Raw genomic sequence first — 19126 nt, 5'->3', positions numbered from 1 at the left:
GCTTCAGATCCTGCGGGCCAGGTCGGCGGCGCCGATCACCCCGGCGCTGTTGCCCAGCTCAGCCGGGAGCACCTCGGCCACCGGCAGGCGACCGCGCTGGGCGAGCGCGTCGAGGTACGAGCGGCGCGTCGGGCCGAGCAGCAGCTCACCGGCGTCGATCACACCGCCGCCGACCACCAGGGTCTGCGGGTCGAGGATCTGTGCCATGTCGGCGAGGCTGGTGCCCAGCCACCGGCCGATCTGCGCGAAAGCCTCGGCGGAGATCGGGTCGCCGCCCTGCGCGGCGGCGGTCACCATCGGGCCGGTGATCGCCTCGGCCTCACCGCCAGCCAGGGCCAGCAGCGCGGTGGCTCGGCCGGGCTCCTGCCGGGCGCCGGCTCGGGCGAAGCGCACGAGGGCGCTGCCGCTGGCGTACTGCTCGATGCACCCCAGCCTGCCGCAGCCGCACTGGTGCCCGTCCGGCACGGCCAGCATGTGGCCCAGCTCGGCGGCGATGCCGTGCGCGCCCCGGATCAGGTCGCCGCCGAGGACGATGCCGCCGCCCACGCCGGTGCCGATGGTGAACATGATCATCGAGTCGTCGGCGTCGCGGGCCGCGCCGTAGCGGAACTCGGCCCAGGCGGCCACGTTTCCGTCGTTCTCCACGATCACGGGAAGGCCGACGGCCTTGCTCACGTAGTCCCGCAGCGGCTCGTCGCGCCAGGCCAGGTTGGGGGCGAAGAGAACGGTCGAGCGGCTGGCGTCGATCCAGCCGGCCGCGCCGATACCGACGGCCTCGATCGTCCGCCCGGCTGCCAGCTCGCCGACCAGCTCGATGATGACGTCGCGGGTCTTGGCGACGTCATCGGCGGGGGTGTCCCGTCGGGTCTGCACGAGAACCTTGCCGGTGTCGTCCACGACACCGCCGGCCACCTTCGTGCCACCGACGTCGACTCCGATGGTCAGCGTCACCGCTGCCGCTCCCCTCTGCTGTTCTGTCCGGCCCGGGTCACGGCAGCATGCCGATCCGGGTCGGTGGGTCCCGCGCTCAGGCGCCGTCGTCCGGCGCTTGCGCACCGGTGTCGTCGGGCACCCGCGAGGCGGGCACCACCTGACGAGTGGTCGGTGCCGGTACGGTCGCCGGCCCGGCGTCGTCGACGGGTGGTGCGGCGGCCGGGGCGAGTGGTTCCGCCCTCCGGGTGGCGACCGACCAGACATCCTGCTCCGGCGCCGGCTGAGAATCATGCCCGGTACGGGTGGCATCGCGCCACACGTGGTCGTCGCCGGCCGCGGTGGACGGGTCGCTCGGGGCTGGCTCCGGAAGCACGCCGTCGGTGTTCGCGGCGGGTGCCGGCGGTGGCGGGGCGTTCGACTCGGATGCCCGCTCGGTGGGGCTGGTCGGGGGCGGTTCTGCAGGGGAGAACGCGCGGAGCAGGCTGGCGACGCCCGCCGCGAGGTCACCGGCACCGGTCGCGAGGCGTTCGGCGAATTCCGGACTAGGGTCGCGTAACGCGGCGATGCCCCGACAGACCGGGCAGACGCAGCATTCGGCCGAACCGGTGGCGAAAGCGCCGCCCGTACCGGAGCGCCCGTCCGGGCCTGCACTGTGACCGAGGACACCGGCCAGCAGCCCACCAAGCGAGCCGAACGCGCCGCCGGCCGAGCCCGCGGAGGCCAGTCGCGCTCCCGCGAGCAGGGTGGCGACCAGCCGCTCCGCCTCTTCCCGGGCCGAACCCGGATCCGTTCCGCCCATCGTCGGCTCCTCTACCGTGCCACCGGACACGTCACTGCGCCGCACCGGTTGCTTCTACCCGGCGCTTGAGCTGCTTCAACGCGGTGTCCATGATCATCTTCTCGGCCTTGCGCCGAAACATCCCGAGCATCCCCACCGACAGTTCGACCTCCAGCGTGTAGGTCACCGTGGTGCTGCCGTCCGGGTTACCCACCAGGTCGTACGAACCGCGCTGGGTCTTCTGCATCTTCGACGGGGCGACCAGGTGCCATTCGATCCGGGACAGGTCCTCGGCGTACTCGTAGGCGAGCACGTACTCGTCTGCCATCACCCCGGCGTCGATGACGAAGTGCACCTGACTGGCGTAGCCGTCCTCGTACTCCTCGACGACCTCGGCCCGACGCACCGCGTCGGTCCAATCCGGGTAGCGCGCGAAGTCGCAGATGACCGCCGTCACCCGATCCGGTGCGGCGCCGATGATGATCGACTGGGTGGAGGAGTCCGCCATGGGGGGAGGCTACCCGGCGGGTCCCGCCTCCACGCCGCGCCGCCCCAACCGCACGGATGGCCCGCGCACACCGACCCGTGGGCCAGGCGCCACGAAGCCCCACCGACCATCCTGCTGAACCCACCTGGACCGCCCGCCGGGTAGGTTTCGACAAAGCCGTCGCCCACGGTGGCCGCCGGCCCCGGCAGTGCGAGCACGAAGGAGTGCAGGTGCGCGAGTTCTCCGTCCCGCCGATCGTCACCGTTGGCGACGCGGCCAACCTCACCGATCCGGTCTGGGACAACGCCGAAGTCGCGCCTGACGCCGTCCAGTTCGCCCGCCCCACCACCGGCACCGGCACCGTCACCACCTGGACAGAGGTGACCTGTCTGCAGTTCCGTGACGAGGTGGCCGCCGTGGCCCGCGGGCTGATCGCCGCCGGCGTCGAGCCGGGTGTCCGGGTCGGGCTGATGAGCCGTACCCGCTACGAGTGGACGCTGCTGGACTACGCCATCTGGGCCGTCGGCGCGGTCACCGTGCCGATCTACGAGACGTCCAGCGCCGAGCAGGCCGCGTGGATCCTCGAGGATTCCAACGCGGTCGCCGTCGTCGTGGAGACCGACGCGCACGCCGCCCTGGTCGCCGGTGTCCGGCACCGGCTGCCCGAGCTCAACCACGTCTGGCAGATCGACCTCGGCGGGGTCGACGAGCTGGTCACGACCGGTGCCACGGTCGAGCTGGCCGAGGTCGAGCGGCGGCGCAAGGCTGTCCGCGCCAACGACCTCGCCACGATCATCTACACCAGCGGCACCACCGGCCGACCCAAGGGCTGCGTGCTCACCCACCGCAACATGTACGCCGACATCGCCAACGCGGTGCCGGTGCTGCCGAACCTGTTCAACGCCGGCGCGTCCACTCTGCTGTTCCTCCCGCTGGCGCACGGTTTCGCGCGACTGATCCAGATCGGCCTCGTGCAGGCACGGGCCACCATGGCGCACTGCGCCGACACCAAGAACCTGGTCGCCGAGCTGCAAGCGTTCCGGCCGACCTTCGTGCTCTCCGTACCCAGGGTGTTCGAGAAGGTCTACAACGCGGCCAAGCAGAAGGCCGAGGCCGACGGCAAGGGCAGCATCTTCGCCCGCGCCGAGCAGGTCGCCATCGCGTACAGCGAGGCTCTGGAAACCCCGGGCGGCCCCGGCCTGGCGCTGCGCGCCCAGCACGTGGTCTTCGACCGGCTGGTCTACGGCAAGCTGCGCGCCGCGCTCGGCGGGCGGTGCCGGGACGCGATCTCCGGCGGCGCGCCGCTCGGCGCCCGGCTCGGTCACTTCTTCCGGGGCATCGGCGTGACCGTCCTGGAGGGCTACGGCCTGACCGAGACCTCGCCCGCCGCCGCGGTGAACCTGCCCACCGGCACCCGGATCGGCACCGTCGGTCGCCCACTGCCCGGCGTGACCGTACGGATCGAGGACGACGGCGAGATCCTGATCTCCGGCGACCTGGTCTTCCAGGGTTACTGGCGCAACGAGACGGCGACCGCCGAGGCGCTCAGCGCTGACGGCTGGTTCCGTACCGGCGACCTGGGCCAACTCGACTCCGACGGCTACCTGAGCATCACCGGGCGTAAGAAGGAGCTGATCGTCACCGCCAGCGGCAAGAACGTCGCCCCGGCGGTGCTGGAGGACCTGGTCCGGGCACACCCGTTGATCAGCCAGTGTGTCGTTGTCGGTGACCGGAAGCCGTTCATCGCGGCGCTGGTCACCCTCGACGAGGAGGCGCTGCCGGCCTGGCTGGAAAGCGCCGGGATTCCCGCCGACACCGCGGTCGAGCAGCTGCGCGAGCACGAGGCCCTACGCAAGGAGATCCAGTCCGCGATCGACACCGCGAACCAGGCCGTCTCCAAGGCCGAGGCGATCAAGATGTTCCGGATCCTGCCCCGCGACTTCGCCGAGGCGACCGGCGAGCTGACGCCCTCGCTCAAGGTCAAGCGCCAGGTCGTCCACAAGACGTACGCGGCGGAGATCGCCGATATCTACCGAGGCTGACTACCATCCGTCACGTGCCCGCATCCACAGCCACCGCACCGCACCCGCATCCCCTCGCCGCGGCCGCCCGCCTGGTGATGCTGGCGTTGATCGCCGTCCTGACCCTGTTCGCCACCCGTGACGTCGCCCAGCTGTGGTGGATCGCGCTGCTGGCGGTGGCCGGGCTCCCGTCCCTGCTGGCCCCACAGCACCGGCTGATCGCACCGCTGAGTCGGGTCGCCGAGGTGGTGGTGCTGGGCCTGGCCGCGAGCCAGGTGGCCGCGGTGGCGTCGATCGGCGGCACGGTCGACGGGCTCGGCGCCTCGGCGGTGCTGCCCTACCTCGCCGTTCCGGCGACCGTCACCGCATTGCGCCGCCGCTTCCGTGAGGGCGCCGCCCTGCTCGCGGTCGCCGCCGCCACCCTGCTGGTCACCGGCGCGCTGACCACGGTCAACGGAGAGCTCCAGCTCGGCCAACCGGGTTACCTCGCGGTCTGCGCGCAGTGGCTGATCCTGGCGGCGCTGGGCCTCTACGCCGCCGGGACCCTGCACCGGGTGATGGCGGTCCGCGATGAGGGCAAACCCCAGCCGTACGCCGAGGCCACCCGGCTGCTGACCCAGCTGCGTACGGTGGCCCGGCAGCTGCCCGGCGCCACCCTGGACCCGGGCGGTATCTCCGAGCACCTGCTGGAGGAGTTGCGCACGGTGGCCCGGGCGGACCGGGGCGCGGTGCTGTCGGCCAGCGGCGGCGGCCGGCTCGTGGTGCTCGCCCAGGCCGGCGTCGACCGGGTGGACTGGGAGACGACGCTGGACGCGGATTCGGCGATCGCCGACGCCTGGGCCAGCCAGCAGGCACAGACCGCCGCGCGTTCGCAGTCCCGCTCGCACCGGGGCGCTGACGTGTCCGCGCTGATCGTTCCGCTGGTCGCGGGGGTGCGCACGGTGGGGCTGGTGGTGCTGGAGGCGGACGTGGCGCACGCGTACCCGTCGCCGGTGGTGTCCCGGGTGACCGCGCTGACCCGGCCGGCCGCACTGCGGCTCGAGGCGGCGCTGCTCTTCGACGAGGTGCGCTCGCTTGCCACGAACGAGGAACGGCAGCGGCTGGCCCGGGAGATCCACGACGGGGTGGCGCAGGAGTTGGTGATGGTCGGCTACGGCATCGACAACGCCATGGCCACCGTCTTCGACGACGCCGACGAGACCGCCGAGGCGCTGCGTACGCTGCGGGCCGAGGTCACCCGGGTGATCCAGGAGCTGCGGCTGAGCCTCTTCGAGTTGCGCAGCGAGGTGGACCGGCAGGGCGGGCTGGCCGCGGCGATCGCCGAGTACGCGCGCACCGTGGGTGCCTCCGGCGGGCTGCGGGTGCACCTCTCGCTTGACGAGTCCACGGCCCGGCTGCCGGCTGCCACCGAGGCCGAGTTGCTGCGCATCGCGCAGGAGGCGGTGACCAACGCGCGCAAGCACGCCGGAGCCTCGAATTTGTGGGTCACGTGCGAGGTCGACCCCCCGTACGCGCAAATAGAAGTGTCGGATGACGGTCAGGGGATGGCTGACCAGCGCCCCGACGGGCGGTACGGTCTTGCGATCATGGCCGAGAGGGCGGAACGTATCCGGGGCCGGTTGGAGATCAGGCCGCGGCAACCCAGCGGCACGACAGTGGCGGTGGTTGTTGGCACCTCGTCCCGCCGAGATAACGTGCGCGACAGCGCAGCACCAGAAGGGGAGTAACCCGAGGATGACCACAAGTCCGACACCGGCCACCCGCACCAAGGTCCTCCTTGTCGACGATCATGACCTGATTCGTAAGGGCCTGCGCCACGCGTTCGAGCGCGACCGCCAGTTCGAGGTCGTCGGTGAGGCCGCCACGGCGGCAGAGGGGGTGCGCCAGGCCGGCGCCCTGCAGCCGGACGTGGTGATCATGGATCTGCGGCTGCCCGACGGCAGCGGCTTGGAGGCCACCCGCGCGCTGCGCAAGTCCAGTGCGTCGATGGGCATCGTGGTGCTGACCATGTATGCCGGCGACGACCAGCTCTTCGGCGCTCTGGAGGCAGGTGCGAGTGCCTTCGTGCCGAAGACCGCCCCGGCAGACGAGGTGGTGGCAGCCGCTCGGCACGCCGCCTCCTCTCCCAGCGCGTTCACCGCCGCCGACCTGGCCGAGGCGATGAAGCGCCGGCTCGCTCCGTCCGGCCCGCAGTTGTCTCCTCGGGAGGGGCAGGTGCTGCGGTTGCTCGCCGACGGGATGAGCGTGGCGGGCATCGCCAAGCAGTTGTTCGTCAGCGAGTCCACGGCCAAGACGCACATCTCCAAGCTCTACGAGAAGCTTGGGGCGGCCAACCGGGCTCAGGCCCTGATGACCGCGCTGCGGCTCGGCCTGCTCGAGGCACCGGACGCGCCGAAGTTCTGATCTGACACCGCTCGTCGAGCGGACATCGCGACCGACGGTCCGCGCCAGCTTCGGCTGGCGCGGACCGTCGCACATCGACCGACGTCGGCGGGCAACACCCGGCGCGCTATGGTCTGGCGCGCGTGGCGGGTGCACAATACCCGCGCGGGCGGCGATGCCCGCGTTGCGGACTCAAGGGGTGAACGCATGCAGCGGCCGGACTGGGCACCCGACACCATCGACATCGAGCGCCCGAGTGTCGCGCGGATGTACGACTACTACCTCGGCGGCTCGCACAACTTCGCCGCCGACCGGGCCGCGGCGCAGGCGATGGTCGCGGCGGTGCCCGAGGCACCACTGATGGCCCAGGCCAACAGGGCGTTCCTGCGCCGAGCCGTGCACCACCTCGCCGAGGCCGGGGTCCGGCAGTTCCTGGACATCGGCTCGGGCATCCCGACCGTCGGCAACGTGCACGAGATCGCCCAGCGGCTCGATCCGCAGTCGCGAGTGGTCTATGTGGACGTCGACCCGGTGGCGGTGGCGCACAGCCGCGAGATCCTCGCCGGCAACGAGCGGGCGGCGGTGGTGCAGGAGGACCTGCGGCACCCGGAGGCGATCCTGGCCCATCCCGACGTCCGCAAGCTGCTCGACCTGAGCCAGCCGGTGGCAGTGATGGTCGTGGCCGTCCTGCACTTCGTCTCCGACGACGACCGACCGGCGGCGCTGCTGCGGGTGCTGCGTGACGCGTTGGCCCCCGGCAGCTACCTCGTTCTGTCGCAGGCCAGCGACGACGGGCGCAGCGAAGACGAGCGCGCCGAGGCGGAGCGGGTCTACCAGCGCACCGACAACTCGCTGTGGGTGCGCAGCCGCGCCGAGTTGACCGCACTCTTCGACGGCTTCGAGTTGCTCGACCCCGGAGTGGTCTGGGTGCCCCAGTGGCGACCGGACACTCCGGACAGCGCGGAGGACGCCGAGCGCGCGGTATTCATAGGCGGCGTCGGGCGACTCGGTGGCTGAGCCGCCCGGGGCGGCCTCCTACCCGGGCACGTTCGCCCGGGCCTGGGCGAAGGCCGTCTCCGGCACCAGCTACCTGCCGATGACCCAGGCCCAGCTGGAGGCCCTGCTGGACCGGCTCACCGGGCAACTGGCCGGCGCGTTGCTGACGGAGCCGTTCGACCTGCGTGCCGGTCATCGGGTCGGTGCGGAGTTGGTCGCCGCGCACGTCGCCTCCGCGGAAGGGCTGGGTCGTACCGTCGAGGTCATCCAGCTCCGGCTGGTGCGCGACCTGGGTTTGGTGGCCGAGGAGGTCGAGGACCGGATGGCCCGGCTGCTGGCGGCCGTGGCGACCGGCTACGCCCGCGCGCTGCGCGATCGGACGCTCGACGAGCAGGAGTCGATCCGCCGGGCCGCGATGAGAGCCCGGACGCAGGCCGAGCGGGCGCTGCGCGCCAGCGAGGCCAGGTTCCGGCATCAGGCCACTCACGACCCCCTCACCGGCCTGCCCAATCGGACGCTGTTCACCGAGCGGCTCACCGCCGCGCTGAACGAGCCCGGCCGCGGTGCGCAGCGGGTCGGGGTGTGCTTCCTGGACCTGGACCGCTTCAAGGTCGTCAACGACACCCTGGGGCACCAGGTCGGTGACCGGCTGCTGGTCACGGTGGCCGAACGGCTGTGCCAGGCCATGGGTGAGCACCTGGTTGCCCGGCTCGGCGGCGACGAGTTCGTCATCCTGGTGGAACGCACCGGGGGCACCGACGACGTGGTGGCGGTGGCGGAGACCGCGCTGGCCGCAGTCCGGGCACCGGCGCTTGTCGACGGACATGAGCTGCAGATATCGGCGAGCATCGGCATCGTCGAGCGCCAGGTGGCCGGAGCCAACCCCAGCGACCTGATGCGGGCTGCGGACAGCACCCTGCACTGGGCGAAGGCCGACGGCGGGGCACGATGGACGCTCTACGACGCCGAGCGCAACCAACGTGAACTGGCCCGGTACGCGCTCTCCGCGGCCATCCCGGCCGCATTGGAGCGGGGCGAGTTCTATCTCGACTACCAGCCGCTGACCTCACTGCGCGACGGCAGCCTGGTCGGCGTCGAGGCGCTGGTCCGCTGGCGCCACCCGGAGTTGGGGGTGCTGCGTCCGGACAGCTTCATCGGGTTGGCCGAGGAGACCGGCCTGATCGTCCAGTTGGGCGGGTGGGTGCTGGCCGAGGCCTGCCGCGAGGCCGAGGCGTGGTCGGCGGGTAGCGTCGCCGCACCGTTCGTCAGCGTCAACCTGGCGGTACGGCAGGTGCACCGGCCGGGGCTGGTGCAGGAGGTCCGCGCGCTACTGCAGCAGACCGGCCTGCCACCGGAACGCCTCCAACTGGAGATCACCGAGAGCACGATGATGAGCACCGCCAAGGAGCCGGTACGTGCCCTGCGGGTGCTGGCCGACCTGGGTGTGCGGATCGCCATCGACGACTTCGGCACCGGCTACAGCAACCTGGCCTATCTACGGGACCTCCCGGTGACCGAGCTGAAGGTCGCCGGGGAGTTCGTGGCCGGCCTACGGTCGCCTTCGGTTGGCCGCACCGACGAGCGGATCCTCGCCTCGCTGGTCTCGCTGGCGCACGCGCTGGATCTGACGGTCACCGCCGAGGGGGTGGAGACCGCCGGGCAGGCCGAGAGGTTGCGGGCGATCGGCTGCGACGCCGCCCAGGGCTGGCATTTCGGCCGCCCGGCCCCCGCCGACCGGATCCTGGCCCGCATCCGCTGAGCGCGCCGGTCGACGGCCCCGCTGCACCGTCCCGCCCGCCGCGCGCGGTCGGGCGACCAATGCCCCGACAACCGATATACCTGAGAGTCATTTTTATGACACAGAGGTATACCGCTCGATGAGGCGAGGGCCACCCCGACGCGTCGACGCTCCGTGCCACCTGGCTGGAGCCGAGCCCGGTAGACAGCGTCTACGCCGGCCTGGTAGACAATGTCTATGACCGACGAGGGCGCTGTACGGGACCGGCTGGTGGCTGCCGGAGTCGACCTGGTGCTGCGCGAGGGCCAGGCGGCGGTGTCGCTGCGGGAGATCGCCCGCCGCGCCGGGGTCTCACACGGCGCACCACGCCGCTACTTCCCCACCCACGTCGACCTGCTCTCCGCCATCGCCAGGGAGGGTTTCGCCGACCTCACTGCCCGCGTCGACGAGACGATCCGCGACATCGGCCCGGACCCGCGTCTTCGATTGACCGCGCTAGCCCGGACGTACCTGGACTTCGCGGCGGCCCACCGCGGCATGTTCGAGCTGATGTTCCGCCACGACCTGCTCGACAGCGGCCGGCTGCGGCTGCGCGAGACGAGCCTTCCGCTGTTCGCCGTCCTGGCCGACCTGGTGACCCAGGTACGCCGGCCGACCGACGCGCCCGCGCCGGTGCTCGCCGGCGCGCTCTGGGCCAACCTGCACGGCATCGCCCAACTCTGGGCGTGGGGCAGTCTGCCGCTGGCTACCGGCGCACCCGACGACGAGGCCCTGCTGCGCGCCACGCTCGACGCCCATCTCGGCCCCGCCCCCCACTGACCCCGGAGGACAAGTGCCCCTGCTGTACGACCTCAGCAAGCTGACCATCGGCACCACCCTGCGGTTGGGCTGGCGGCCCCGCGTAGAAGGGCTGGAGCATCTGCCCCGGCACGGCGGCGCGATCCTCGCCGGCAACCACCTGTCCGTCGCCGACGAGTTGTTCCTGGCGTGCCTGACGCCCCGGCACGTCACCTTCTGGGCCAAGGCCGAATACTTCACCGGTCGCGGGCCGGGCGGCTGGGTCAGCCGGCGGATCGTCGCCGGCATGGGTGCCATCCGGGTGGAGCGTGCCGGCGGTCGGGCGGCCCTGAGCGCCCTCGACGCCGCCATACCGGTGCTGCGCGCCGGCGGTCTGGTCGCCATCTATCCGGAGGGCACCCGTTCCCCGGACGGACGGCTCTACCGGGGCCGCGTCGGAATGACCCGGCTGGCCCGCGACGCCGAGGTGCCGATCATCCCGGTCGGCGTACTCGGCACTGCCGAGGTGCTGCCGGTCGACGCGCGACTGCCCCGCCGACACCCGGTCACCCTGCGGCTCGGCGCACCCATCCCGGTCGCCGACCGGATCACCGGGCCACGCGACATCCGGACGGTCACCGACGAGGTGATGGCGGCGATCCAGAAGCTCACCGACCAGGAGTACGTGCCGCGCTACGCCCCGCCCCGAGGGAGCCCCAACTGAGGGCGGGTGGCGATCAGCCGGCGAGCAGCGACGCCATTCGTTCCGCCTGCGCCTCCCAGCGCCACTCCCGCTCCACCCACGTCCGGCCGGCGGCACCCAGTTGGCGGGCCAGGTCCCGGTCGGCGAGCAGCCGGGCGACCCGGTCGGCGAGTTGGGCGACGTCCCGCCCGCGTACGACGTAGCCGGTCTCCCCCTCGCGGACCGCGTCCGGTGCGCCCCCGGAGTCACCGGCCACCACCGGCAGGCCAGTCGCGGACGCCTCCAGGTAGACGATGCCGAGACCTTCCACGTCGAGCCCCCGGTTGCGGGTGCGGCACGGCATCGCATAGACGTCGCCGGCCGCGTAGTGCGCCGGCAACTCGACCGACGGCACCGAGCCGGTGAACACCACGTCCCGCTCCACGCCGGTCTGCCGGGCCAGCTTCTCCAGGGTCGCCCGGTACGGCCCGCCGCCGACGATCAGCAGCGCCGCGTCGGGCACCCGACGGCGGATCTCCGGGAGTGCCCGGATCAACATGTCCTGACCCTTGCGCGGCACCAGCCGGGACACACAGACCACCACCGGCCGGTCGGTCAACCCGAGCCGGGCCCGGACCTGCTCACCGTCGACGGTCGGGTGGTAGGTGTCCACGTCGACCCCGGGCGCGAGCCGGCGCAACTCGGTCACGTCGTCCAGCACGCGGGCCAGCCGGCTACGGGTGTACTCGCCGAGATAGGTGGTGACGTCCACGCCCCGACCGATGCGCCGCAGCGCCGGCCGTGCCCCCGGCAGCGCCGCCCAACCGACCTCGTGGCCGTGGGTCAGCGCCACCACCCGGCGCACGTCGGCCCGCCGACGCAGACCGGCGGCGAGCAGCCCCAACGGAGCCGCCGCGCCGAACCACACCGTGTCGCAGTCGTACGCGCGCGCCAGCCGCGCCGCCCGGCGGGCGATCAACGGGGTGGGCAACAGCACCCTGGTGCGCTCCCGGATCACCTCGAACGGCTGGTCGGCGTCGAACTTCTCGGCCCCGCGCCAACTCGACGCGTAGACGACCACCGAGCCGGCCGGTTGACGCACCGCGAGGTTGTGCACGAAGGACTGAATGCCGCCGGGGCGGGGCGGAAAATCGTTGGTGATCAGCAGCGTGCGGGTCATCGGCCGGCCTCCCGGGCGTACGCGCGGGCGGCGGCCATCCGCTCGACGGTGGACGGATGCGAGGCCGAGTAGAGGTATTCCCAGCGCGGTGGGTCGGGGTCGCCGAGGTTGACCGAGCCGAGCCGGCGCTGCATCGACTCGAAGGCCTCCGGGTCACGGGTCAGCGCGAGCGCGTGCGCGTCGGCCCGTGCCTCCACCCGCCGCGACATCAGCGCCTGCACCGGCGCGGCGACCAACCCGGCCACCGTGACGAGGGCCAGCAGCAGCGGGAAGGCGCGTGGTTGGGCGACCGAGTCGACGCCGGCCAGCCGCAGCAGCGGCCCCCACGAGCCGAGCAGGTAGAGCGCCACCACGGCGGCTGCGGCACCCAGCGCCCCGGTCAGCGTGCCGACCGTCACGTCGGAACCCTTCGCGTGCCCCAACTCGTGCGCCACCACCGCGGTCACCTCGGCCGGGGTCGCCTCACGCAACAGCGTGTCGTAGACGACCACCCGGCGGGTCGGCCCGAGACCAGAGACGTACGCGTTGACCGCCTTGGTGCGGCGGGAGGCATCGGCGATGAGCACGTCGCGCACCGGCACGCCATCACGTGCGGCCATGCTCATCAGCTCGGTGCGCAGCGGGCCCTGCTCCATCGGGGTGAACTTGTTGAAGACCGGCTCCACCAGCACCGGCAGCACGAACGACAGCAGCACCACCAGCAGGGCCGCGCCGGCCGCGCCGAACGCCCACCACCAGCGCGGCGCGAACCGGATGACCGCGTAGAAACCGAACAGCGCCACCGCGCCGATCACCGCGCTGACCGCGTACGACTTGAGCAGGTCGACCGCCCAGCCGCTCCAACCGTTGGTGCTCAACCCGTAGCGGGTGAGCACGCTCTGGCGCCAGGCGGCGAACGGGAGCGTCACCAGGTCGGCGACGAGCACCACGGCCAGCCCACCGAGCACCGCCTGCGCGGCCCACTGCCCGCCGAAGGGCCGACCCACCAACTCGACCAGGCGGCTGCCCAGCGGGGTCAACCCGAGCGCGAGGGCGATCAGCAGCGCAACGGCGAGCGCGGCATACCCGCCGGGGCGCAGAGCCGCCCGAAACTCCCGCCCCTTGGCCACCTGCTCGGCCGGCAGGTCACGCAGCGCGGCGAGCTGGTCGGCGCGCGGGGCTGGCGGTCGGTGCCACGGGATGAACAGCGCGGCGACAACGACCAGCGCGACGGTCAGCCCGGCCAGAGTCAGCAGCGCCCAGCCACGCGGGGTCACCGCGTCACCGCCCGTCGTACCCCGTTCATCGCGCCGCTCCTCCCGCCGTGACCGCCCATCCTATGGCCCGCGAGAAGCCCGCTTTCGGGCGCGGTGTCGCGCTCAGGCGACCCGGCGGGCGCCACGGCGGCGAGCCGTGCCGGGACGCGCGGGCGCGGCCATCACCTCCACGTCGAAGCCGGCCCGGGCGAGCACCTCGATGGCCTCGACCTCGGCGGCGACCAGCCCGGACGCCGGGGACGTCTCGTCGAACAGGGCGGTCAGCAGGCAGCCGGAACAGCCGTCGGCCCGCTTCGCGCACCCGTCGCAGTCGATGAGCATCACGCCTCCTGATCGGCTCGCGGTGCACGGACGACGCCCTGTCGTCGCCGAGCGAGCACCGTCGGTCACATCGACGCTAACCACCGGGTACGACAGAAATCACGCCCGATCGGCCGTTTGAGGGCGAGATCGACTCCAGTTCCGCGAAATCGGGGTATCCCGATAGCGGGGACACCCCCACATCGCCGATCTCGTGTCGATCACGGCCCGCCGGCGGTCCGAGCCCGGCGGCGGTCCGAGCCCGGTCGCGGGTGCCCTCAGGAGCGGGCGAGCCGCCGCAACAGCGAGTCGGCACCCAGCGGGTAGGCCCCGTGTCGGCGTACCCCGTCGGCGACCTCGCGGTCGGACGACACCACCACCACCGGGCGGCCCGACGGCTCGGCGCGGACCAGCCGCCGGATCAGCTCGTCGGCGGTCTCGCCCTTGCGGGAGAACAGCACCCGTACGCCGCGCGGGGCGGGCGGCAGCCCGTGCATCCGCTCGGCGCCGTCGAACACCACGGTGACCTCGTCGCCGGTCTGCGCGGCGATCCCGCCCAGCCCGGTGATCAGGCGTTTACGCTGCTGCTCCAGCGACATCTCGCCGAAGCCGCGCTTGGTGACGTTGTAGCCGTCCACCACCAGGTGCGCCCGGGGCAGAGCGAGCAGTTGGTCGAGTCGGGCTGGGTCGTCGGTGTCGCGGGCACGTGCGGCGGGGCTGGCCGGAGCGGTGCCCGGCTGCTCGGCGAACGCGTCGGCGACGAAGTCGGCGGGGAGTTTGTCGACCGGGTCGAGCGCCAACTCCCGGCGCAGCCCGACGGCGGCCTGGCCGATGGTCTCCAGCAGCAGCCAGAGTCGGGCGTCGTCGACCGAGCGGGCCTCCTTGGCGCTGGCCCGGGCCACGCCGGCGGCGGACTCCGCCTCGGCCAGCCGAGCCCGGGCGCGGCGTAGTTCGGCGTCCATGTCGGCGCTGGCGCGCGCGGCCCGGCCGCGCTCGGTGGCCAGCAGCTCGGTGGCCTTTCGCTCGCGGGCCTGGGTTTCCCGGAGGGTGCGGGCGACCTGCCGGGACTCCTCGCGGAGCTGACCCAACTCCTCACGGACGCGGGCCACCTCGTCGCGAAGCTTCTCCGCCTCGACCCGGGCCACCGCCCGGTCGTGCTCGGCGCGGGTGGCCCGTTGCTCGGCCTCCCGGACCAACTCGGCGACGACCGCGCTGTCCGCCTCGGCACGCACGGCGGCGCCGCTGGCGTCGATCAGCTCCCGCCAGCCGCGCGGCCGGGCCAGGTAGGCCAGCGCGGCGACCTCGACCGGGTCGGCGGCGGCGGGCGCGGTGCCCTCGATGACGGCAGCCCCGAGGTCACCGGCGTCGGCCAGGACACGGGCGGTGACCCGCTGCCGGAACAGCGGGTCGGCGGTGAGCTGGGCGGCGATGGCGGGCGCACCGAGCCGGGCCCGCCGGTTGGGGGCGAACTTGGCCACCCGGCGCAACGGCACCGGCACCTCGTCGGCGGGCAGGGTGGGCAGCACGGCGGCGGTCAGCGCCACGATCCGCTGCCGGACCGGCTCGGGCAGCGTCGGCTCCGGCTCGGGCAGCGTCGGCTCCGGCTCGGCAGCCGGGCTGTCGCCCGCTGACGTCGGGTCGGATGCGCCTGATGTCTCGCTGACTACGTTGTCGTCCGGGTTGCCCACGGCACCGTCGAGCGCGACCTGATCCTCCTGCGGGAGGTGGTCGTCGTAGGGCTCGGTGAGGGGCATGTGGCAAGTCTCCCACCGCGGCCGGGCCCACCGCCCGGTGAGTGAGCCGATCTCTCATCCTAGCCCCATGGGGACGGATGGGACGGCTGCGGCAGGAGTGTCGGACCGTGGCGCTAGCGTGCCGCCGATGGCACAGGCGGAGTACGTCCAGGAGTCGCTGGCCGGTCTCGACCCGGCGGTGGGCGGGGTTGACCCGGCACTGCCGCTCTACGCGACCACCTTCGTGGTGGTCGACCTGGAAACCACCGGCGGCGCGCCGGACGGGGGCGGCATCACCGAGATCGGCGCGGTCAAGGTGCGCGGTGGCGAGCAGTTGGGCGTGCTGGCCACCCTGGTCAACCCGGGGCAGCCGATCCCACCGTTCATCACCGTGCTGACCGGGATCACCCAGGCGATGCTGATGCCGGCGCCGCCGATCGAGCAGGTGCTGCCGAGCTTCCTGGAGTTCATCGCCGACGCGGTGCTGGTGGCCCACAACGCCCCGTACGACGTGGGCTTCCTCAAGGCCGCCTGCGCGAAGCACGGCTACCAGTGGCCCAATCCCCGCGTGCTCGACACGGCGGCGCTGGCCCGCCGGGTGCTGACCCGCGACGAGGTGCCCAACCGCAAGCTGGGCACCCTGGCCGCATACTTCCGCACCACCACCCAACCCACGCACCGTGCGCTGGACGACGCGAAGGCCACCGTCGACGTGCTGCACGGCCTGATCGGTCGGCTCGGCGGGCACCGGGTGGACACGGTCGGCGACGCCATCGAGTTCGCCCGGGCGGTCACCCCGACGCAGCGTCGCAAGCGACACCTGGCCGAGGGGCTGCCCAAGGTCCCCGGCGTCTACATCTTCCGGGCCGCCGACGACCGCCCGCTCTACGTCGGCACCTCCGTCGACATCGCCACCCGGGTGCGCAGCTACTTCACGGCCGGGGAGAAGCGCGCCCGGATCTCCGAGATGCTGGGCGCGGCGGAGCGGGTCGAGGCGGTGGAGTGCGCCCACTCGTTGGAGGCGGAGGTCCGCGAGCTCCGCCTGATCGCCGCGCATGCCCCGCCGTACAACCGGCGGTCGAAATACCCGGAGCGGATGGTCTGGCTCAAGCTCACCGACGGTCCCTATCCTCGGCTCTCGATCGTCCGCGACCTCTCCCCCACCGACACCGCCTACCTCGGGCCGTTCACGTCCCGGCGGGCCGCCGAGTTGGCCGCCGCCGGTTTCCACGACGCCGTGCCGCTGCGCCAGTGCACACACCGCCTCTCACTGCGCACCGTCACGCCGGCCTGCGCGCTGGCCGAGCTGGGTCGCTGCCCGGCACCCTGCGAGCACAAGATCACCCCCGAGGAGTACGACGACGCCGCGGCCGCGCCCTTCCGCACCGCCACGGCCAGTGACCCCCAGCCGGTGGTGGACGCGCTGCTCGCCCGGATCGAGGTGCTCTCGGCCGACCAGCGCTACGAGGACGCCGCGGTGGTGCGGTCCCGGCTTGCCGCGGTGCTGCGGGCTACCGTGCGGATGCAGCGGCTGGCCGCGCTGACCGGGATCGTCGAGTTGGCCGCAGCTCGACCGGCCGCCCGGGGCGGCTGGGAGTTGGCGCTGGTGCGGCACGGCCGGCTGGCCGGCGCGGGGGTGTCCCCGCCGGGCGTTCACCCACGGCCCACCCTGACCGCCATCCGCGCCACCGCCGAGACGGTGTCGGGCGGGCACGGCCCGGTGCCGGCGGCGACCGCCGAGGAATCCGAGCGGATCCTGTCCTGGTTGGAACGACCGGAGACCCGACTGGTGGAGATGTCCTCCGGTTGGTCCTCCCCGGTGGGCGGCGCGGGGCGGTTCCGTGACCTGCTGGCGAAGGCCGAGAACGGCGGGTCCCACCAACTCTCGACCGAACGCTCATGACCAACTGACCGATCGGACTACGTCGACTCGCTTAGGCTGTTAGAGAAGTGCAGTCCTGCCCGATTCGTGGGCCTGCTCCCCACCGCCGGCTTCGGCGGCGCGGAGCCGGGGTGAGGAGGTGTCCCTCGTGGATGTCGACGCCGGACACGGCGCCGCCCTGGGGGGCGCCCTTCCGACACAGCCAGGTGAGCTGCCGCTCACCCGCCGGCTGCGGTCGTTGCTCAGCTGGCCGACCACCGACTCCGACCCGGTCACTCAACTGGTTCGCACCCACCGGGGCATCCACGCCGGCACCGACCCCGCAGTGCTGCGACGTGCGTACACGATCGCGGAGAACATGCACCGCGGGCAGTTCCGCAAGAGCGGGGAGCCGTACATCACCCACCCCCTTGCGGTGGCGCAGATCTGTGCCGAGCTGGGGATGGACACCACCACCCTGGTCGCGGCGCTGCTGCACGACACCGTGGAGGACACCCGCTACACCCTCCAGGCGCTCTCCGAAGACTTCGGCGGGGAGGTCGCCCACCTGGTCGACGGGGTGACCAAGTTCGACAAGGCGTTCTACGGCAAGGCCGCCGAGGCGGAGACGATCCGCAAGATGATCGTGGCGGCCGCGAAGGACGTGCGGGTGCTGATCATCAAGCTGGCCGACCGGCTGCACAACATGCGCACCCTCGGGGTGCGTTCCGCGTCGTCGCGGGAACGGATCGCCCGGAAGACCCAGGAGGTGCTGGTCCCGCTCTGCGACCGGCTGGGCATCCAGACTCTCAAGCGCGAGCTGGACGACGTGGTGCTGCTGCACCTGGAGCCCGACGAGCACGCCCGGCTGGCCCGGCACGTGCACGACCGGCCGGGCTGGGACACCTACCTCAACCTGGTGGTCACCCGGTCCCGGGCCGCGCTGAAACGCAGCCGGGTCGACGCTGAGGTGAGCGCCCGCCCCCGGCACCTCTACTCGATCTGGAAGGACACCATCGCCGGCGGCCACACCGCCCCGTACGACCTGCCTCGCATCGTGGTCGTGGTCGACGGCCCGGCCACCGACTGTTACGCCGCGCTCGGCGCGATCCACGGCACCTGGCGGCCGGTGCCCGGCCGTTTCAAGGACTTCATCGCCTCACCGAAGAACAACCTCTACCGCTCGCTGCACACCAGCATCTGCGGCCCGCAGGACCGCACGGTGGAGGTGCTGATCCGCACCGAGGAGATGCACCGCTCGGCCGAGTACGGCATCGCCGCCGGCTTCCGCTTCCCCCGCTCGGCCAGCAGCAGCGCCGCAGCCCGTGCCGAGCAGTTGAACTGGCTGCGCCGGGTGCTCGACTGGGAGCCGGCCGCCGCCGACCCGGCACAGTTCCTCGAGTCGCTGCGCTGCGACCTCGCCGAGGGCCAGATCCAGGTCTTCGCCGACGGACGACAGGTCGTGCTCCCAGCCGGCGCCACGCCCGTCGACGTGGCATACGAGCTGGGAAGCGAACGTGGCGACCGCTGCCTCGCCGCACGGATCAACGGTCGGCTGGCCCCGCTGAGCTCCGAGCTGGACGAGGGCGACGTGGTAGAGATCTTCACCGAGAACGACGGCGACAACGGCTTCGAGGCCGGTGTCGCGTCGCGCGGCCCCCGCCGGGAGTGGCTGAGCTTCGTCAAGTCACCGCACGCGCAGATGCAGATCAACCGGTGGTTCGCCGAGCACACCGAGCCGGGCATCACGATCAGCGACAAGGTCCGCCTGGGTCGGGCCACCATCGGGCTCGCCCTGCGTCAGCACAACCGCGGCCTCGCCAGTGACCTGCCGCTGCTGCGCCTCTCCGAGGAGCTGGGCTATCCCGACCTGGAGACCCTGCTGGTCGCGGTCTTCGACCGGGTGATCGAGCCAGACACCGTGGTGCGCCAGCTCATCGACCTGGTCGACCATCGACAGTGACCTGGCTGGCCCAGCGCGTCCGAAGGACATTCGCGACCA

The 19126-nt window shown here is 72.5% G+C and carries 16 protein-coding genes; 9 read left to right on the top strand and 7 right to left on the bottom strand.

Annotated features, from left to right (window positions below; genetic code table 11):
* Nucleotides 1-3: 3 nt before the first annotated feature.
* The 3 genes from ACLQ28_RS28470 to ACLQ28_RS28460 all read right to left on the bottom strand — a co-directional run bounded on the left by ACLQ28_RS28470 (nt 4) and on the right by ACLQ28_RS28460 (nt 2219).
* Complete coding sequence (locus tag ACLQ28_RS28470) at nt 4-951, bottom strand: ROK family glucokinase (RefSeq protein ID WP_425689329.1); 948 nt, start codon at nt 949-951, stop codon at nt 4-6.
* A 76-nt stretch (nt 952-1027) separates the two neighbouring features.
* Entirely contained in the window at nt 1028-1732 is a 705-nt protein-coding gene (locus ACLQ28_RS28465; RefSeq protein ID WP_425689328.1) for a hypothetical protein, read from the bottom strand.
* Nucleotides 1733-1763: 31 nt separating this feature from the next.
* Complete coding sequence (locus ACLQ28_RS28460; RefSeq protein ID WP_425689327.1) at nt 1764-2219, bottom strand: SRPBCC family protein; 456 nt, start codon at nt 2217-2219, stop codon at nt 1764-1766.
* 209 nt (nt 2220-2428) lie between these two features.
* On the opposite strand from ACLQ28_RS28460, the gene ACLQ28_RS28455 reads away from it, so the two are divergent.
* From ACLQ28_RS28455 to ACLQ28_RS28425, 7 genes are all read left to right on the top strand, one after another.
* Nucleotides 2429-4240 carry an AMP-dependent synthetase/ligase gene (locus ACLQ28_RS28455; protein ID WP_425689326.1) on the top strand — a complete coding sequence of 604 codons (1812 nt, stop codon included), beginning with the start codon at nt 2429-2431 and terminating at the stop codon, nt 4238-4240.
* A 14-nt stretch (nt 4241-4254) separates the two neighbouring features.
* Entirely contained in the window at nt 4255-5946 is a 1692-nt protein-coding gene (locus ACLQ28_RS28450) for a GAF domain-containing sensor histidine kinase (protein WP_425689325.1), read from the top strand.
* A 7-nt stretch (nt 5947-5953) separates the two neighbouring features.
* Nucleotides 5954-6622: a response regulator transcription factor gene (locus ACLQ28_RS28445; RefSeq protein WP_007072219.1), complete on the top strand. Its 669-nt coding sequence runs from the start codon at nt 5954-5956 to the stop codon at nt 6620-6622.
* Between the two features lie 186 nt (nt 6623-6808).
* Nucleotides 6809-7618 carry an SAM-dependent methyltransferase gene (locus ACLQ28_RS28440; protein ID WP_425689324.1) on the top strand — a complete coding sequence of 270 codons (810 nt, stop codon included), beginning with the start codon at nt 6809-6811 and terminating at the stop codon, nt 7616-7618.
* Between the two features lie 79 nt (nt 7619-7697).
* Entirely contained in the window at nt 7698-9356 is a 1659-nt protein-coding gene (locus ACLQ28_RS28435) for a putative bifunctional diguanylate cyclase/phosphodiesterase (RefSeq protein WP_425689360.1), read from the top strand.
* A gap of 216 nt (nt 9357-9572) precedes the next feature.
* On the top strand, nt 9573-10154 hold the full coding sequence (locus ACLQ28_RS28430) for a TetR/AcrR family transcriptional regulator (protein WP_425689323.1): 582 nt from the start codon (nt 9573-9575) through the stop codon (nt 10152-10154).
* Between the two features lie 13 nt (nt 10155-10167).
* Nucleotides 10168-10836, top strand: a complete 669-nt coding sequence (locus ACLQ28_RS28425) for a lysophospholipid acyltransferase family protein (RefSeq protein WP_425689322.1) — start codon at nt 10168-10170, stop codon at nt 10834-10836.
* A 13-nt stretch (nt 10837-10849) separates the two neighbouring features.
* Here the strand turns inward: ACLQ28_RS28425 and ACLQ28_RS28420 are convergent, their stop codons facing one another.
* From ACLQ28_RS28420 to ACLQ28_RS28405, 4 genes are all read right to left on the bottom strand, one after another.
* A complete protein-coding gene (locus ACLQ28_RS28420) occupies nt 10850-11974 on the bottom strand; it encodes a glycosyltransferase family 4 protein (RefSeq protein ID WP_425689321.1) in 1125 nt (374 codons plus the stop codon).
* Entirely contained in the window at nt 11971-13230 is a 1260-nt protein-coding gene (locus ACLQ28_RS28415; RefSeq protein WP_425689320.1) for a M48 family metalloprotease, read from the bottom strand. The genes ACLQ28_RS28420 and ACLQ28_RS28415 overlap by 4 nt, the downstream gene beginning before the upstream one ends.
* A 102-nt stretch (nt 13231-13332) precedes the next feature.
* Nucleotides 13333-13551 carry a hypothetical protein gene (locus ACLQ28_RS28410; protein ID WP_425689319.1) on the bottom strand — a complete coding sequence of 73 codons (219 nt, stop codon included), beginning with the start codon at nt 13549-13551 and terminating at the stop codon, nt 13333-13335.
* Nucleotides 13552-13808: 257 nt separating this feature from the next.
* Entirely contained in the window at nt 13809-15284 is a 1476-nt protein-coding gene (locus ACLQ28_RS28405; RefSeq protein WP_425689318.1) for an NYN domain-containing protein, read from the bottom strand.
* Nucleotides 15285-15411: 127 nt separating this feature from the next.
* On the opposite strand from ACLQ28_RS28405, the gene ACLQ28_RS28400 reads away from it, so the two are divergent.
* Complete coding sequence (locus tag ACLQ28_RS28400; protein ID WP_425689317.1) at nt 15412-17166, top strand: DEDD exonuclease domain-containing protein; 1755 nt, start codon at nt 15412-15414, stop codon at nt 17164-17166.
* A gap of 127 nt (nt 17167-17293) precedes the next feature.
* Nucleotides 17294-19087: a RelA/SpoT family protein gene (locus tag ACLQ28_RS28395; RefSeq protein ID WP_425689359.1), complete on the top strand. Its 1794-nt coding sequence runs from the start codon at nt 17294-17296 to the stop codon at nt 19085-19087.
* The last annotated feature ends 39 nt before the right edge of the window (nt 19088-19126 follow it).

Source organism: Micromonospora sp. DT201 (assembly GCF_049841575.1).
In the GTDB taxonomy this organism is placed as follows: domain Bacteria; phylum Actinomycetota; class Actinomycetes; order Mycobacteriales; family Micromonosporaceae; genus Micromonospora.
Note: the sequence above shows the minus strand (reverse complement) of the source record. Positions and strands in the feature narration are given on the sequence as shown.

Coding starts and splice junctions, on each gene's coding strand:
- ACLQ28_RS28465 (WP_425689328.1), bottom strand. CDS start 1,732: ATGGGCGGAACGGATCCGGGTTCGGCCCGGGAAGAGGCGGAGCGGCTG.
- ACLQ28_RS28460 (WP_425689327.1), bottom strand. CDS start 2,219: ATGGCGGACTCCTCCACCCAGTCGATCATCATCGGCGCCGCACCGGAT.
- ACLQ28_RS28445 (WP_007072219.1), top strand. CDS start 5,954: ATGACCACAAGTCCGACACCGGCCACCCGCACCAAGGTCCTCCTTGTC.
- ACLQ28_RS28440 (WP_425689324.1), top strand. CDS start 6,809: ATGCAGCGGCCGGACTGGGCACCCGACACCATCGACATCGAGCGCCCG.
- ACLQ28_RS28435 (WP_425689360.1), top strand. CDS start 7,698: ATGACCCAGGCCCAGCTGGAGGCCCTGCTGGACCGGCTCACCGGGCAA.
- ACLQ28_RS28430 (WP_425689323.1), top strand. CDS start 9,573: ATGACCGACGAGGGCGCTGTACGGGACCGGCTGGTGGCTGCCGGAGTC.
- ACLQ28_RS28420 (WP_425689321.1), bottom strand. CDS start 11,974: ATGACCCGCACGCTGCTGATCACCAACGATTTTCCGCCCCGCCCCGGC.
- ACLQ28_RS28410 (WP_425689319.1), bottom strand. CDS start 13,551: ATGCTCATCGACTGCGACGGGTGCGCGAAGCGGGCCGACGGCTGTTCC.
- ACLQ28_RS28405 (WP_425689318.1), bottom strand. CDS start 15,284: ATGCCCCTCACCGAGCCCTACGACGACCACCTCCCGCAGGAGGATCAG.
- ACLQ28_RS28400 (WP_425689317.1), top strand. CDS start 15,412: ATGGCACAGGCGGAGTACGTCCAGGAGTCGCTGGCCGGTCTCGACCCG.